We start from the raw sequence: 14,977 nt of genomic DNA, 5'->3' as shown, positions 1-14,977 counted from the left end.
TAAAACAGCTTCACTTTTTTATTTTATGACTATTCTAAAACTTATTTTATAGGATAAGTATTGTTATCTAATTTAACATCAGCCATTAATCCACTTTTGTCTATTGTAACAGATTTAACAGACTTAGCAGCATTGAAAGAATATGTTGGTATAGCCCAAGCCCAATCTTCTAAAACTGTTGCATTAGTTGGCTTAGTTCCTCTCATTATCCTTAATGGAATATTAAAACTTTGTGTTGTACCATCTGCATATTCTACATCAACATCTATAGGCATTGGCATTTTACCAATTCTTTCTAAAGTAATGGTTTTATCATCAACAGATTTTACTCCATAATCTATGGTGTGTGTAGTCTGTGTCCACTCATTTAAATACCAATCTAAATGTATACCAGAAACTTTTTCCATAGAGCGTTTAATATCATTTGGAGTTGGATGTTTAAAGCTAAATTCATTAAAGTATTTTTTTAAACCTTTAGCTACATTTTCTGAACCAATTACATATTCTAATTGAGATAAAAAGATGTTTCCTTTAGAGTAACTTGCAGTACCATAAGCCCAGTTTGTATGATATCTATCTGCATGCGTAGAAAGTGATTCTTCATAACCTCTTTCTACAATTGTTCTATACCCTCTATAAGAACCAGCATGTGGATTCTCTTTGTTTTCATTTAATATTTGATTCTCGGCTTTATTAGAAATGTAACTTGTAAAACCTTCATCCATCCAAGGATGTAAACTTTCGTTAGAAGCTAATAAAAATTGAAACCAAGTATGAGCCATTTCGTGTGCGGTAACCCCAAATAAACTACCATATTTACGTTTACCTGTAATTAATGTAGCCATTGCATACTCCATTCCTCCATCTCCACCTTGAATAACAGAATATTGCTTGTAAGGATATTTGCCAACATTTTCTGAAAAATAAGCCATTAACTCCGCAGTTTGAGGCTGTAACTTTTTCCAGTTTTGGAGATATTCTTCGTCTAAAGTTTTCTTGTAAAAAAAGTGTAAAGTTGATCCAGAAGGCATTTTTAGCATATCATGATTATAGTCAGGATCTGCAGCCCACATAAAATCATGCACATTTGGCGCCTTAAAATGCCATGTTAGTTTATCGCCTTCAGGTAAATTTAACGATTGATTTTTATCAGCATAATTATGTCCAACTTCTTGCGGATTTTGTAGGTAACCTGTTCCACCAACTACGTAACTTTTGTCTATATGTAAAGTAACATCAAAGTCTCCCCAAACTCCATGAAATTCACGAGCAATGTATGGAGGAGTGTGCCATCCTTGAAAATCATATTCAGCCATTTTTGGATACCATTGGGCCATAGAAAGTGCAACATCTTCTTTACTATTTCTTCCTGAACGTCTAATTTGCACAGGTACTTGAGCATCAAAAAGCATATCAAAAGTTACAGATTCACCAGCTTTAATTGGCTTTTGTAATTGTACTTCTAATATAGTACCTACTGTTTCATAAGTTACAGCTGCACCATCTTGTTTTAAAGAATTTACTTTTATGTAACCAATTTCATTTGGCTTTAATTTGCTAATTCTATCTCCTACTCTTCTGTCTGGATCTGCAATATTTAAAGAACGTACGTCCATTTGTGAACCAGGTTGAAATGCATTGAAATACAAATGATAAAATACACGATCTAAATCATCTGGAGAATTATTGGTGTAAACTAACTTCTGTGTTCCTTTATATTGATAGTTATTTACATTCATATCAATATCCATAGTATAATCTACTTGCTGCTGCCAATAACCATTAGCGTTTGAAGACATTGTGTCCTTAGAGTTTTCTGAATACTGAACATCTTTAATTTCTGCACAAGCAACAATAAAACCTACAGATACTAGTAGAAGTAATAATTTTCTCATTATAATTTGAATTTTTAATTGATTATAAAAGTATAAAAATAGCAACAATCTTTAATTGTTTGATTCTATTATTTTTTGTTAGAAATATAATCTGCCAATTGTAAAGCATTGTAGGCATTTACAATTCTGCCTGAAACTGAAAGTTCAGCAAAAGGAATTAATTCTCCTTCTGGATTATCTTCTGATTGTGAACCTGGCTTAATAACATCAAAGTTTATTTTTACCCCAGAATTCATTACTATTTCTTTTACTTCTTTTGCTGTTAAGTTTGGATAATATCCTCTAATTAAAGCTGCAACTCCTGCTGTTGATGGTGCAGCCATAGACGTACCACTTAAAGCCTCATATTTGTCATTTGGAACCGGAGCGTAAATATCTACGCCAGGCGCAAAAACATCTACATTAATTTTACCATAATTAGAAAAACTTGCTGGTAAATTTTTGTCATAAGACAAGCTACTTGCACCAATTGTAATTACATTATCTGCATACTCAATAATTATATCTTTAGAGTCTGTTGGATAAGATGCTCTGCTATCTATATTTTTACCATCATTGCCTGCTGCATTTACGATTAAAACATCGTTTTCTGCTGCATATTTAATAGCATCAAATACCCAATTTTTGTTTGGCGAAAAACGTTTACCAAAACTTGTGTTTATGATTTTTGCCCCATTATCTACTGCATACCTAATACCTAAAGCTACATCTTTATCATGTTCATCTCCATCAGGCACAATTCTTACAGTCATAATTTTTACATTATTTGCAACACCAATTGCACCAATACTATTGGCTCTATTAGCTGCAACAATACCTGCTACATGTGTACCATGTTTTGCTACTTCTGCTGTACCTAGCACATTATTATTACCATAAAATTTATCTGTAATATCATATAAATCATCTCCCAGAGATTGGCGAAAATTCATTTCTAAATCATACCCTTTCATCGCTTTTTTTATTTCCTTAAGATATTCTACAACTTTTTCATGTTCTTCATTTAGCATATCTTCATTCATTCCTTGCTTAAGAATGTTAGCCACATTTTTCACCTTTACAAGTGTTTGTAAATTGGGAACATTTAAGCTATTTACTAATTCTAGCGTTAACGTTTTTTGTTTTGCTAAATCTCTAACAGCTTTAAAGTCTTGTTGAATTAACCCTAGAGTAATAAGGTAATCTTCCATTTTACTAAGTTCTACCTCTTTTTCTATAATTGTGGCATCATACTCTTTTACTAATTTTAAATGCGCATCATACTCTTTTTTATCTTGTTCAGAAAGATTTACAACATCTACATTAGCAAATTTAGATTTACCTTTTTGTACTAATCTTGTAATTTCTAGTTGATCTATGGTAACTATTTCTCCCTCTTTATTTCCAAGAAAGTTCCACCCAAAAACATCATCTCTGTAACCATTTTTATCGTCATCAATATTGTTGCTATCAATTTCTGAAGGATTAATCCAAAGCACCCCTTTTAAATCTTCATGTTTTACATCTACTCCAGAATCTGCAATTGCCACAATAACTTCTTTGCTTTTTTTACCTTCTAAAAACTGGTAAGCTTTAGATAAACTCATACCTGCAACAGAATCTTGAGTAATATCTAAATGAGACCATCTTTGAAATTCATTTTCTGATAAGTCTGTTTTTTTTGCTGGTGTTGTATTTACGAGATTAAAATTTGGTTGCACTACAACATTTTGTGTTGTTTTACATCCTAAAAAAACAAGTGCGATTGCAGCACTTAAAAAATACGCTCTTACATTTCTCATTTCTGTATAATTTTAACTAAATAATTCTGAAAACTTATGTGTAGTGTTTAATCTTACTCCTTTTTCTGTATGTTTCACAGTACAGATTTCATTGTGTGCATCGTGTTCTAAAAAAAGATAATAATTTTCATCTGCTGCTAGATTTAAAAAGTCTGCTTTTTCTTTAATGGTAAGTAATGGTCTAGTATCATAACCCATAACATAAGGTAAAGGTATGTGCCCAGTTGTTGGTAACAAATCTGCCATAAATACAAGGGTTTTTCCTTGGTATTCTATTTTAGGAAGCATTTGCTTTTCTGTGTGACCATCCATAAATAAAACATCAAAACCAATTTGCTCTTGATAATTGCTATGTATAAACTCTAGTTGATCACTTTCTTTTATTGGGTTGATATTCTCTTTTAAAAAGGATGCTTTTTCTCTTGGGTTTGGTTCTATAGCCCAAGACCAGTGTTTTTCATTAGACCAAACTTTGGCATTTTTAAAAGCAGGTATTAGTAAACCTTCTTTGTTTCTTTCAATTACACCTCCACAATGATCGAAATGCAAATGAGTTAAAAAGATATCTGTAATGTCATCTCTATGAAATCCTAAGTTTTTTAGAGAAGCATCTAAAGAAAAATCACCAAATAAATAATAGTATCCAAAAAATTTATCTGATTGTTTGTTTCCTAATCCTGTATCTACTAAAATCAATCGATTTTCATCTTCAATAAGCAAACAACGCATGCTCATGTCTATTAAATTATTAGCATCTGCAGGATTTGTTTTTTGCCAAATAGTTTTAGGCACAACTCCAAACATTGCACCACCATCTAGTTTAAAATTTCCTGTTTCTATTGGGTAAATTTTCATCTTCTCTATAACTTTAGATTGTTACAAAGATGTTAAAAAAAAGATTGTTAATCGTTAAGAAAATTCTAAAGATTCTAATTAAAAAGTGCATCTTTCTTGAAAAAAAACAAAAAACTCTGAAATATAAATTTCAGAGTTTTTTTGAGGTGTCTAGCGGATTCGAACCGCTGTACATGGTTTTGCAAACCATTGCCTAGCCACTCGGCCAAGACACCTTTTTTCAATTGGACTGCAAATTTACGCAATTTTACAAAGCTTGCAAGTATTTTTTACGTTTTGATTTTCCAAGGAGGATTAATTCTATTCTCTCCTGCAAAATATAAAATCAATTGATTGCCATACAAGTCTTTTAAACGAACTTCTCTCCATAACCATGGTTTATCATTTGGTAATTCGTCAAAAATAATACCTTGACTAATCAAATTCGATACTTTATCATCTAAATTTTCACACTCAAAGTATATAGAAGTCTCTGAATTTTGAGATAATTGTTCTACTTTATGAATTGAGAATGTTGCATTATCATCTGGACAAAGAAATCTTGCATAGTAAGGCAAAGCATCTACAATTAAATTTAAACCTAAGGTTTTATAAAATATAACTGCTTTATCTAAATCTAAAGATAGTATTGTAACTTGATTTAGATTCAAATGAATTATCTTTTCTTAGACAACACTATAACAACCTCTTCTACATTTCCACCAATAGGAGGGTTAATCTTAGAAACTGCAACCGATGCTTTTCTAAGCATTTTTATCTCTTTGAAAAAGCGATCTAAAATTCTTTGGGCAACTTCTTCTAATAACTTAGAACGTATTTGCATTTCTTCTTTTACAATATGATTTAAATGAACATAATCTACAGTATCACTTAATTGATCTGTTTTTGCAGATTTTTGCAGATTTGCTTTTACCTCAACATCAACCCTATACCATGAACCAATTTTAGCTTCTTCATCTAAACATCCGTGATAAGCATAAAGTTTTATATTATTTACTTTAATTATTCCCATTTATGATTCTTTAGGTAAAGTTTCTATTTTTTCCCACATTTTATCTGTGTTCAACCTGAATGAACCTAAATACTCAAAACTACATTGCTCTGGAGCTATAATAGACAAAAAAGGCTCATTGTTTTTGTTATTATACAAATGATAGTTTTCTCCAAAAATTGGTTCGAAACTAAATTTTGCATTGTAAATTAAATCATTATACTCAAACTTCTCAAGTAAAGCCTCGTACTCTTTTTTAACTTCATCGAACTTAGATTTAAGTTGTTTGTTAACACGTTGAATTCCATCGTTTTTCCAACTTGCAGTATTTAAAGGCTTTATTACTGGAGAGCTTGCAGAAGTTCCATAAGGTTTTAAAGCCGCATCATATTGCTGAGTATCTTCATTAAAAACTACTAAATCTGGTTTTTTACTTTCTTTCTTCATAAAACACAAAGGTTACCAATTATACTGCATTATTAACTTCTATCCAATGTTGATTGGGATCTTGAAAATATACTTGTAAAACACCATCATTTCTAATGTAGTCTTTATTTACAGATCCTATCCAGTCTGAATACTCTATTCCTAAACGATCTAATTTTTTCGTAAAACCAACAATATCTTTGGTAGATAGTGCAAAATGGACTGCTTTGTTGGTTTTAATTTTAAAGTTAGACCTAACAATTAAATGCAATTGTATTTTTCCGTCCAATTGTAACCATCTTGTTTTAGAAGCAGATGCAGTATTTTTAATTTCTTTAAAACCAAATACCGAGGTGTAAAAAGTTATAGATTGCTCTATATCTAAAACAGATAATGCCAAATGATTAAACGAAAAGGTATGCATTTTTGTTAACGTTTTCAGTTTACAAAAATACGATAAAAAACAGAGGACTTTAAATTTCTAATTCGTGAAAAAATCAAAAACATTACTAATTGCACTTGTTTTTGTTTTATAAAACTCAGTATACGTGCATCTCTCGCAAGTAACGCTTGTAAATTTTTGATTTTGAATATCAAATATTTTAGATAATGTTCCTCCAGTAGCTCTCATTTCTCCTAATTTATAGGTGGTATGATGACACTTAGGGCAACTGTAATTAGATATATGTTTGCTCATAATTTAAATGATTTTATATTAGAAGATCAATTTACTAATTTGTTACAAAACATTTAAATACTATTATTTTTTTCTAGCTAAAAGAATAAAATAAACAGCAATAATTTACTTCATCTTTAAATGGTAAAATAATAGTTTCAAAAAGTATTTTATGTAATTTTGTATTAAATATACTTTAAAATACAAGGATGTCTGAAGATCACAAATCACTTAACTTTTTAGAACATATTATAGAAGACGATTTGGCGAATGGAATGCCAAAAGAAACCTTACGTTTTCGTTTTCCACCTGAGCCAAACGGCTATTTACACATAGGCCATATCAAAGCAATTGGTATAAGTTTTGGACTAGGAGAAAAATATAATGCACCTGTAAACTTAAGATTTGATGATACAAACCCTGCAAAAGAAGAGCAAGAATATGTAGATGCCATTAAAGAAGATATTTCTTGGCTTGGATATCAATGGAAAAACGAATGTTATTCTTCAGATTATTTTCAGCAATTGTATGACTGGGCACTACTGTTGATTAAAGACGGTAAAGCTTATGTAGATTCTCAGACTTCTGAAGAAATGAGAACACAAAAAGGCACACCAACAGAAGAAGGCACAAATAGTCCTTTTAGAAATAGAACTATAGCTGAAAACTTAGAGCTTTTTCAAGCAATGAAAGCAGGAGAGTTTAAAGAGGGTGAACATGTTTTGCGTGCAAAGATTGATATGGCTAGTCCAAATATGTTAATGAGAGATCCGTTAATGTATAGAATCATGTACAAAGCACACCATAGAACTGGTTCTGATTGGTGTATTTATCCAATGTATGACTGGACTCACGGAGAAAGCGATTATATAGAACAAATTTCACATTCATTATGTTCTTTAGAGTTTAAACCTCATAGAGAATTGTACGAATGGTTTATAGAAAACGTTCATAATTACAGTAAATCTGATTATCCAAATCCGCCAAAACAACGCGAGTTTTCTCGTTTAAACTTAAGCTATACTATTATGAGTAAGCGAAAGTTATTGAAACTGGTAGAAGAAAATATAGTTTTTGGTTGGGATGATCCAAGAATGCCAACAATTTCTGGTTTAAGAAGAAGAGGATATACACCTGCTGCTATTAGGAGCTTTATAGATACCGTTGGTGTTTCTAAACGAGAAAATGTAATTGATGTAGCTCTTTTAGAGTTTAAAATTCGAGAAGATCTTAATAAAACAGCCAAAAGAGTAATGGGGGTTTTAGATCCTGTAAAAGTTGTAATCACCAATTACCCTAAAGGAGAAGAAGAACTTTTAGAGGCAAGTTATAACGACTATGAAGATGGTTTTGGTAGCAGAAAAGTTCCATTTTCTAGAGAAATTTATATCGAAAGAGAGGACTTTAGAGAAGAGGCTAATAAAAAGTTTTTCCGTTTAAAATTGGGTAAAGAAGTTCGTTTAAAAAATGCCTACTTTATTACAGCAAATAGCTGTACAAAAGATGAAAATGGAAAGATCACTGAAATACAATGTACTTACGATCCTTTAACGAAATCTGGAAGTGGAACGCCAGAAAGTATGCGAAAAGTAAAAGGAACCATTCACTGGGTTTCTATAAAACACGCTATACAAGCACAGGTTAGGGCTTATGATCGTTTACTTTTAGATGAAGCACCTGACTCTCATAAAGACAAAGATTTTATGGAGTTTGTTAATCCTAATTCGTTAGAAGTGATCAATGCATTTTTGGAGCCTAGTTTACAAACTGCTAAAATTGGTGAACGTTTTCAATTTCAGCGATTAGGTTATTTTAATGTGGATTATGATGCTACTCCAGAGGCTTTAGTTTTTAATAAAATTGTAGGCTTAAGAGATAGCTGGACAAAAAAATAAAAGAAGTACTAGGAAGAGTCGTTATGAAAAAAACAATAATTCTAGGTCTATTGATACTTGCATCTTGTGCTAGAGAAAAAACAACCTTTAATGAAGTTGCAGAGCTTTCTTGTGGTCAATGTAAATTTGGATTAAAAAGCAAATCCGGCTGTGATTTAGCTGTAAGATTTGACGATAAAGCCTACTTTGTGGAAGGCTGTGATTGGAACTATAGAGGATGATAAGTTTATGGCTAATTCTATCCATTTGACAGATTAGCTATATTTCAACTATAAAATACGTTCTTTTTACCTCGCAAAACGATAAGTAGCTTTTATTAAAAAAGTATCACTAGAAGGAGCTTCAAAAACTTGGTTAGACACACTGTTTAACAAATTATCAGTTGGGTTTACATTGCCAGCAGAACCCCTTGCCCAAACAAAAAATAACTCAGAACCAGGAATGTACTCCCATCTTGCTACCAAATTAGTTTGCAACTGCACAAATGAAAAATCTGGATTCGAAAAACTGTAATCTGTAGTTCCATCACTATCTTCATCAATAAAATAAGTATCATTTTGTGTACTTATTTGATTATTGTCATAAATAGATATTCTATTATTAATACGATTTGCAACAGGATTAACCACATAGTTTAAATTTGTAAACTGCCCTTTAGAAATAAATGGCTGTCCGTAGAATTGTAAAGAAATATTAGGCGTAAAACTGTAATTTAAACGCAATGTAGTTGTTAAGGTTTGGTTTTGAATTTTACCTAAAATATATCGAGCAGCTGTATTAAAATTGGTTTCAGTTACATATTGTGTTGCATCATATAAATTGGCATATTCTACATTTAAAGACATACTAAAAGCATCGAACGGTTGGTAGTTTGTACGAATCACAAAACGATCTCTAGAGGTTACATTTTTTTGGCTATGCCTGTTAGAATATCCAACTGTAAAACTAAACATTCTACTTCTATCAGAATTTAAAAACAAGTAAGCAAAACCGGTATCTGGTCTTCTAAACCTTGGACCTCCTCTTAAAAAGAAATTATCGTAAAAATTAGTATTGTATCCATAACCTGTATCAATAGCCCAATTGTTCAACCAATTTAAACTCCCTTTTAATTCAAAACGAGTTCTATTTGAATTTCCTTGAAAGTCGTAAAAAGTACTTTGTTCAAAACTTGCTCTCGCACTTCTGTAATTTTCTGTAGGCACCTGCCATAAGTAATTTAAATTTCCAAACTGAATAATCTCGTCAGTTCTTCTTAAAAAACCGACATCGTTTAATTCTAATTCTGGAGAACGCCAAACTAAACCTCCATTATATCTCCAGTTTCCACCACCATTTTTACCAATTTCAACACGACCACCAGTTCCTGATAAAGACATTTTATTAGGGTCTACAGAAACATGAGTAGCATCTATTCTTTGAAAATTGTGTCTTAACGTGGTTTGAGTTTGCGTAATAGCTTCTGCACTTCCCAAAACATGACTTAGAATAACGTTTCCGTCTAAATAATACGCTCTATTTTTCCAGTTGTGCTGAAAATCAATACCTCCTGTGTAAGCTGCTTTGTGTAGCTCGTTAAAATTTAAATTTCTGTTTGTGGCTGTAAAAATTCCGCCAATAAAAGAATTTCTTTCGTTAAAATCTTTTTGAACACGAGTAACAAAATAATTAGTTAAAGGAGCAACAATTTCTTCTCTTGTGCCTCCATTTACTTCTCTAATTTCTGCAAACTCATTACCGGTTACACTTTCTAGAACACCTATAGACCAACCGTTTCTGGTTTTGCCAGAAAATTTAGCTGCTCCTAATATTCGAGTATTCTGTGGTTCATTCGCAAACTCTCCAGGGGCTAGATTTGCAGTTCTATAAGGGTTTCTTCCTATTCGTCTACTGTAAAATAAATTATCTCTTCCGTTAGCAAACTCATAATCGAAAATATTACTATTTTCTACAAAAAACGGACGTTGTTCTCTAAAGAAAATCTGAAAACCATCTAAAGCTATGGCTCCAGGATCTGCTTCTACTTGCCCAAAATCTGGATTTACAGTTAAATCTAGTGTTAAATCGTTGGTAATTCCAATTTTTGCATCTAAACCCGCATTAAGTTTAAAATCGTTTCCAGTTCTAAAGGGATTACCTGCCTCTGCAGGATACGTATCAAATTGCGTAACCGTAAATGGCTGTATTTCTAATTGCTTTTGTGCTTTTAATTTTTTTAACCCATGCAACTCACCAGCTTCACTTATAAAACCAGCCTGGTTGTTTGGTATTCTTTGCCATAAAGACCTTTCTTGCAATCTAAAAATGGTTCTATTAATATTAAGTCCCCAAACTTGCTCTTCTGCTTTTCCAAAACGCAATTGACTAAAAGGTATTTTCATTTCTGCTGTCCAGCCCTTGTCATCTACTTTTGCATCAGTGTACCAAATAGGGTTCCAACTATCATCCAAGTTTTCTCCATTTTGAGAGGCAAATTCCTCTCCTTTTACACCAGCAGCAGTTGTAGTGAATACAAAGGCCGTCCTCTTATCGTGATAACTATCTATGAGTACATTTATACGATCTCCTGCAAAACCATCTCTTCTACTTAATCGTTGTTGTATTAGTTCTGGCTCATCATCCCAGGCACGTAATGCAATGTACAAGTACTTATCATCGTACATGATTTTAAACATGGTTTGGTAAGTTGGTGCTGTACCTTCATCTGGGTCTTTTTCTGTAAAATCAGTAGACCAAGGCACAACTTCCCAGGCTTTATCAGAAACATCACCATCTATAAAGGGTGTGTCTTTTAGTTTTTTAGTAGTATAAACACTTTTTTTAAGCTTAGGCACAGTACCTTGTTGGGCATTACTTTTTAAAGAAAAAATGAACGTAAAGGAAATAAAAACTAAAAAAAATCTCATTATTAATACAGCAGCTTTTTGAGTGAAAATTGATGAATATCAATGTTTATTGATGGTGCAAAAATAGTTTTCTATTTTCTTAAGTTTATGTTAATTATTTAAAGAATTATTTCAATAAAAAACATACGCTAAAAAATATATTAAAGTGCTATTTGTCAATCAAATAAATCTACTTACATTTGCACTCCTTTTTTAAGGAAAATAAATATTATTAATTGAACAAAAACTAATAGTGTAATTATGAACACATTAAGTTACAAAACAGTATCAGCAAACGCAGCGACCGTAAACAAGGAGTGGGTTTTAGTTGATGCGGACGGGCAAACGTTGGGTCGTCTAGCTTCTAAAGTAGCTAAGCTAATTAGAGGTAAATACAAACCAAACTATACTCCTCACGTAGATTGTGGAGATAACGTGGTTATTATCAACGCAGAAAAAATAGTACTAACTGGAAACAAGATGAGAGACAAATCTTACATTCGTCATACAGGGTATCCAGGTGGTCAAAGATCGTTAACTGCAACAGAAATGTTTGAGAAAGATCCTACAAGATTAATCGAAAAAGCAGTAAAAGGAATGTTACCTAAAAATACTTTAGGTAGTGCTTTATACAGAAACTTGTATGTATATGCAGGTGGAGAGCACAAACACGCGGGTCAAGAACCTAAAGCTATTAACCTTAACGATTATAAATAATGGATATAGTACACAAAATCGGTAGAAGAAAAACAGCTGTTGCTCGTATTTATCTTTCAGAAGGTAAGGGTAACATAACTGTAAATAAAAAAGATTATAAAGACTATTTTACTACAGGTACTTTACAGTATAAAGTACAACAGCCTTTAATGTTAACAGAAAACTTAGCATCTTACGATATTAAAGTTAACGTTTATGGTGGTGGAGTTACTGGACAAGCAGAAGCAATTCGTTTGGCAATTACCAGAGCTTTAGTAGCAATTAACGAAGAGCATAGAGCGATCTTAAAACCAGAAGGATTATTAACGAGAGACCCAAGAATGGTTGAACGTAAGAAATTTGGTCAGAAGAAAGCACGTAAAAAATTCCAATTCTCAAAGCGTTAATATTTTTGCAGGATTTATTCTGCAACTTATTTTCTCAGAGAACTGTTATTATTACAAATTATTTAATAAAAAACAGTTTAGTATCTAAATACCTAAGACTCGAAAGACTACTTAGGTATTGATTTCAAAACAGAACGTAAACACATTTTAAAAGATGGCAAACATAAACATACAAGAATTACTAGATAGTGGTGTACACTTTGGACACTTAACTAGAAAATGGGACCCTAACATGGCTCCATACATATATACAGAAAGAAATGGTGTACACATCATTGATTTGTATAAAACTGCAGCTAAAATAGAAGAAACTTCAGAAGCACTTAAGAAAATTGCTAACTCTGGACGTAAAATTTTATTTGTTGCTACTAAAAAACAAGCAAAAGACATTGTAGCAGAAAAAGCTAAGAGTATTAACATGCCTTACATTACAGAAAGATGGCCAGGAGGTATGTTAACAAACTTTGTTACTATTAGGAAAGCTGTAAAGAAAATGGCTTCTATTGATAGAATGAAGCAAGATGGTTCTTTTGATGCATTGTCTAAAAGAGAAAAATTACAAATTAACCGCCAAAGAGAAAAACTAGAAAAGAATTTAGGTTCTATTTCTGATATGACTCGTTTACCAGGTGCTTTATTTGTAATTGATATTAAGAAAGAGCACATTGCAGTAGCTGAAGCTCAAAAATTAAACATTCCAATTTTTGCAATGGTAGATACAAACTCTAATCCTAGATTAGTAGACTATGTAATTCCTGCCAATGATGATGCTTCTAAATCTATAGATAAAGTATTGTCTTATGTTTCTAATGCAGTTGCAGAAGGTTTATCTGAAAGAAAAGCAGATAAAGAAAAAGGAAAAGAAGCAAAAGCTGCTCCTGAGAAAGAAAAAGCACCTGTAAAAGAAACAGAAGCGAAAGCAACTGAAGAAAAAAAAGAAGCAAAAGCTGCTCCTAAGAAAGAAAAAGCACCTGTAAAAGAAACAGAAGCGAAAGCAACTGAAGAAAAAACAGAAGCAAAAGCAGAAGATAAAAAATAAGTTTAACTTTTAAATTATAACATAACATGGGAACAGTAAAAGTAAGTGCTGCTGATGTTAAAAAATTAAGAGAAGCTACTGGAGCTGGAATGATGGACTGTAAAAAGGCCTTAGTTGAAGCTGGTGGTGATTTTGATCAAGCAATTGACGTTTTACGTAAAAAAGGACAGAAAATTGCAGCAAAAAGAGCTGATAGAGAATCTACAGAAGGTGTTGCTGTTACAAGAATAAATGATGACAAGACTGAAGGTGTTGCTATTGTTTTAGCTTGTGAAACTGACTTTGTTGGTAAAAACGAAAAATTTGTTGCTTTAGGAGGTGAATTCGCAGATATCGCTTTAAACTTTAACAATAAAGAAGAGTTTTTAGCTGCTGACTTTGGTGGTATGACTGTTGCTGATAAATTAGTTGAACAAACTGGTGTTATTGGTGAAAAGTTAGAAATTACTGCTTTTCAAAAAGTAAACGCTGCTTTTGTCGGAGCTTATACTCATATTGGTAAAATTGCTGCTTTAGTAGGTTTATCTGCTGTTGTAGATAATGCTGAAACTTTAGCAAAAGACGTAGCAATGCAAGTTGCATCTATGGGAGCAACAACATTATCTTATAAAGATTTTGATCCTGCATATGTAGCTGCTGAAACAGAAGCTAGAATTGCTGTAATTGAAAAAGACAATATAGAGTTAGGTAGATTAGGTAAAACATTAAAAAATGTACCTCAATTTATCTCTATGTCTCAATTAACTCCAGAAGTTTTAGCTCAAGCTGAAGCTGATGCAAAAGCACAATTAGCTGCAGAAGGAAAACCAGAGCAAATTTGGGACAGAATTTTACCAGGAAAAATGGAAAGATTTGTAGCTGATAATACTACTTTAGACATGGAGCAGTGTTTATTAGACCAGACTTTTATTAAAGATGAGAAGAAAAATGTTGCTGAATACGTTACAACGTACGGTGATGTTGAAGTATCTTCTTTTAAAAGAGTAACATTAGGATAGATTCTATTTTAAGATACACACAAAAAACCTCGCTGATTGCGAGGTTTTTTTTATTTATAAGTAATTTTTATTCTTCTTTAATCCAAGCCGAATAGCCTCCCAAGACATTTACAACTTTAAAGCCTTTGAGCTGCAATTGTTTTGTAGCTTTTAAACTTCTGTTCCCACTTCTACAATACACATATATCTTGTTTTTTTTAGTAAACTTTTCATTAACCTGAGTCGTAAAATTGTGATCAAAATAATTTACAAATTGAGCCCCTTTTATAAACCCTAATTTAATTTCCTTTGGTGTTCTAACATCTAAAAGTTGAATGGTATCTTTAGCCATTAATGCTCTCAATTCTTTTGTAGAAATAGCTGAAATTTGGTCTTGCGCACTACAACTCCAAAGAAACAGCAATACTACTATACTACTTAAAACTTTACTCAT

The 14,977-nt window shown here is 32.0% G+C and carries 16 protein-coding genes and 1 tRNA gene; 6 read left to right on the top strand and 11 right to left on the bottom strand.

Annotation, left to right across the window (positions count from 1 at the left end):
* Window positions 1–41 precede the first annotated feature (41 nt).
* The 9 genes from Q0L44_RS02485 to Q0L44_RS02445 form a co-directional block, all read right to left on the bottom strand.
* Window positions 42–1,895, bottom strand: a complete 1,854-nt coding sequence (locus Q0L44_RS02485; RefSeq protein ID WP_296634839.1) for a M1 family metallopeptidase — start codon at window positions 1,893–1,895, stop codon at window positions 42–44.
* A gap of 68 nt (window positions 1,896–1,963) precedes the next feature.
* Window positions 1,964–3,676 carry a S8 family peptidase gene (locus tag Q0L44_RS02480; protein ID WP_296634835.1) on the bottom strand — a complete coding sequence of 571 codons (1,713 nt, stop codon included), beginning with the start codon at window positions 3,674–3,676 and terminating at the stop codon, window positions 1,964–1,966.
* 12 nt (window positions 3,677–3,688) lie between these two features.
* Window positions 3,689–4,531 (bottom strand): MBL fold metallo-hydrolase, encoded by an 843-nt coding sequence (locus Q0L44_RS02475; protein ID WP_296634830.1) that lies wholly within the window; start codon window positions 4,529–4,531, stop codon window positions 3,689–3,691.
* A gap of 144 nt (window positions 4,532–4,675) precedes the next feature.
* Window positions 4,676–4,746, bottom strand: a tRNA-Cys gene (locus Q0L44_RS02470).
* A gap of 54 nt (window positions 4,747–4,800) precedes the next feature.
* Entirely contained in the window at window positions 4,801–5,181 is a 381-nt protein-coding gene (locus tag Q0L44_RS02465) for a VOC family protein (protein ID WP_296634829.1), read from the bottom strand.
* Window positions 5,182–5,186: 5 nt separating this feature from the next.
* A complete protein-coding gene (folB, locus tag Q0L44_RS02460) occupies window positions 5,187–5,543 on the bottom strand; it encodes a dihydroneopterin aldolase (RefSeq protein ID WP_296634826.1) in 357 nt (118 codons plus the stop codon).
* Window positions 5,544–5,969, bottom strand: a complete 426-nt coding sequence (locus Q0L44_RS02455) for a DUF2452 domain-containing protein (RefSeq protein WP_296634822.1) — start codon at window positions 5,967–5,969, stop codon at window positions 5,544–5,546.
* Between the two features lie 19 nt (window positions 5,970–5,988).
* Complete coding sequence (locus Q0L44_RS02450) at window positions 5,989–6,372, bottom strand: VOC family protein (protein WP_296634818.1); 384 nt, start codon at window positions 6,370–6,372, stop codon at window positions 5,989–5,991.
* Window positions 6,373–6,429: 57 nt separating this feature from the next.
* Window positions 6,430–6,645 carry a zinc ribbon domain-containing protein gene (locus Q0L44_RS02445; protein ID WP_296634817.1) on the bottom strand — a complete coding sequence of 72 codons (216 nt, stop codon included), beginning with the start codon at window positions 6,643–6,645 and terminating at the stop codon, window positions 6,430–6,432.
* A 188-nt stretch (window positions 6,646–6,833) separates the two neighbouring features.
* On the opposite strand from Q0L44_RS02445, the gene Q0L44_RS02440 reads away from it, so the two are divergent.
* Window positions 6,834–8,519: a glutamine--tRNA ligase/YqeY domain fusion protein gene (locus Q0L44_RS02440; RefSeq protein ID WP_296634814.1), complete on the top strand. Its 1,686-nt coding sequence runs from the start codon at window positions 6,834–6,836 to the stop codon at window positions 8,517–8,519.
* 23 nt (window positions 8,520–8,542) lie between these two features.
* Window positions 8,543–8,740, top strand: a complete 198-nt coding sequence (locus Q0L44_RS02435) for a DUF6370 family protein (protein WP_296634812.1) — start codon at window positions 8,543–8,545, stop codon at window positions 8,738–8,740.
* 66 nt (window positions 8,741–8,806) lie between these two features.
* Here Q0L44_RS02435 and Q0L44_RS02430 read toward each other — a convergent pair whose 3' ends face one another.
* Window positions 8,807–11,425: a DUF5916 domain-containing protein gene (locus Q0L44_RS02430; RefSeq protein WP_296634809.1), complete on the bottom strand. Its 2,619-nt coding sequence runs from the start codon at window positions 11,423–11,425 to the stop codon at window positions 8,807–8,809.
* A 240-nt stretch (window positions 11,426–11,665) separates the two neighbouring features.
* On the opposite strand from Q0L44_RS02430, the gene rplM reads away from it, so the two are divergent.
* From rplM to tsf, 4 genes are all read left to right on the top strand, one after another.
* Window positions 11,666–12,121 (top strand): 50S ribosomal protein L13, encoded by a 456-nt coding sequence (gene rplM, locus Q0L44_RS02425; protein ID WP_015481807.1) that lies wholly within the window; start codon window positions 11,666–11,668, stop codon window positions 12,119–12,121.
* Window positions 12,121–12,507 (top strand): 30S ribosomal protein S9, encoded by a 387-nt coding sequence (gene rpsI, locus Q0L44_RS02420; protein WP_296634805.1) that lies wholly within the window; start codon window positions 12,121–12,123, stop codon window positions 12,505–12,507. The genes rplM and rpsI overlap by 1 nt, the downstream gene beginning before the upstream one ends.
* A 154-nt stretch (window positions 12,508–12,661) precedes the next feature.
* On the top strand, window positions 12,662–13,546 hold the full coding sequence (gene rpsB, locus Q0L44_RS02415; protein ID WP_296634802.1) for a 30S ribosomal protein S2: 885 nt from the start codon (window positions 12,662–12,664) through the stop codon (window positions 13,544–13,546).
* Window positions 13,547–13,572: 26 nt separating this feature from the next.
* Entirely contained in the window at window positions 13,573–14,544 is a 972-nt protein-coding gene (gene tsf / locus Q0L44_RS02410; RefSeq protein WP_296634798.1) for a translation elongation factor Ts, read from the top strand.
* 67 nt (window positions 14,545–14,611) lie between these two features.
* Here the strand turns inward: tsf and Q0L44_RS02405 are convergent, their stop codons facing one another.
* Window positions 14,612–14,977, bottom strand: coding sequence for a rhodanese-like domain-containing protein (locus Q0L44_RS02405; protein ID WP_296634796.1), 366 nt, complete (start codon window positions 14,975–14,977; stop codon window positions 14,612–14,614).

Origin of the sequence: Polaribacter sp. (assembly GCF_024639685.1) — a bacterium.
Taxonomy (GTDB): domain Bacteria; phylum Bacteroidota; class Bacteroidia; order Flavobacteriales; family Flavobacteriaceae; genus Polaribacter.
This window is presented reverse-complemented; position numbering and strand designations above follow the sequence as displayed.

Excerpts from the sequence above, each read along its gene's own strand:
- Q0L44_RS02485 (WP_296634839.1), bottom strand. The coding sequence starts at position 1,895 with ATGAGAAAATTATTACTTCTACTAGTATCTGTAGGTTTTATTGTTGCT.
- Q0L44_RS02480 (WP_296634835.1), bottom strand. The coding sequence starts at position 3,676 with ATGAGAAATGTAAGAGCGTATTTTTTAAGTGCTGCAATCGCACTTGTT.
- Q0L44_RS02475 (WP_296634830.1), bottom strand. The coding sequence starts at position 4,531 with ATGAAAATTTACCCAATAGAAACAGGAAATTTTAAACTAGATGGTGGT.
- folB (WP_296634826.1), bottom strand. The coding sequence starts at position 5,543 with ATGGGAATAATTAAAGTAAATAATATAAAACTTTATGCTTATCACGGA.
- Q0L44_RS02455 (WP_296634822.1), bottom strand. The coding sequence starts at position 5,969 with ATGAAGAAAGAAAGTAAAAAACCAGATTTAGTAGTTTTTAATGAAGAT.
- Q0L44_RS02450 (WP_296634818.1), bottom strand. The coding sequence starts at position 6,372 with ATGCATACCTTTTCGTTTAATCATTTGGCATTATCTGTTTTAGATATA.
- Q0L44_RS02445 (WP_296634817.1), bottom strand. The coding sequence starts at position 6,645 with ATGAGCAAACATATATCTAATTACAGTTGCCCTAAGTGTCATCATACC.
- Q0L44_RS02440 (WP_296634814.1), top strand. The coding sequence starts at position 6,834 with ATGTCTGAAGATCACAAATCACTTAACTTTTTAGAACATATTATAGAA.
- Q0L44_RS02435 (WP_296634812.1), top strand. The coding sequence starts at position 8,543 with ATGAAAAAAACAATAATTCTAGGTCTATTGATACTTGCATCTTGTGCT.
- Q0L44_RS02430 (WP_296634809.1), bottom strand. The coding sequence starts at position 11,425 with ATGAGATTTTTTTTAGTTTTTATTTCCTTTACGTTCATTTTTTCTTTA.
- rplM (WP_015481807.1), top strand. The coding sequence starts at position 11,666 with ATGAACACATTAAGTTACAAAACAGTATCAGCAAACGCAGCGACCGTA.
- rpsI (WP_296634805.1), top strand. The coding sequence starts at position 12,121 with ATGGATATAGTACACAAAATCGGTAGAAGAAAAACAGCTGTTGCTCGT.
- rpsB (WP_296634802.1), top strand. The coding sequence starts at position 12,662 with ATGGCAAACATAAACATACAAGAATTACTAGATAGTGGTGTACACTTT.
- tsf (WP_296634798.1), top strand. The coding sequence starts at position 13,573 with ATGGGAACAGTAAAAGTAAGTGCTGCTGATGTTAAAAAATTAAGAGAA.
- Q0L44_RS02405 (WP_296634796.1), bottom strand. The coding sequence starts at position 14,977 with ATGAGTAAAGTTTTAAGTAGTATAGTAGTATTGCTGTTTCTTTGGAGT.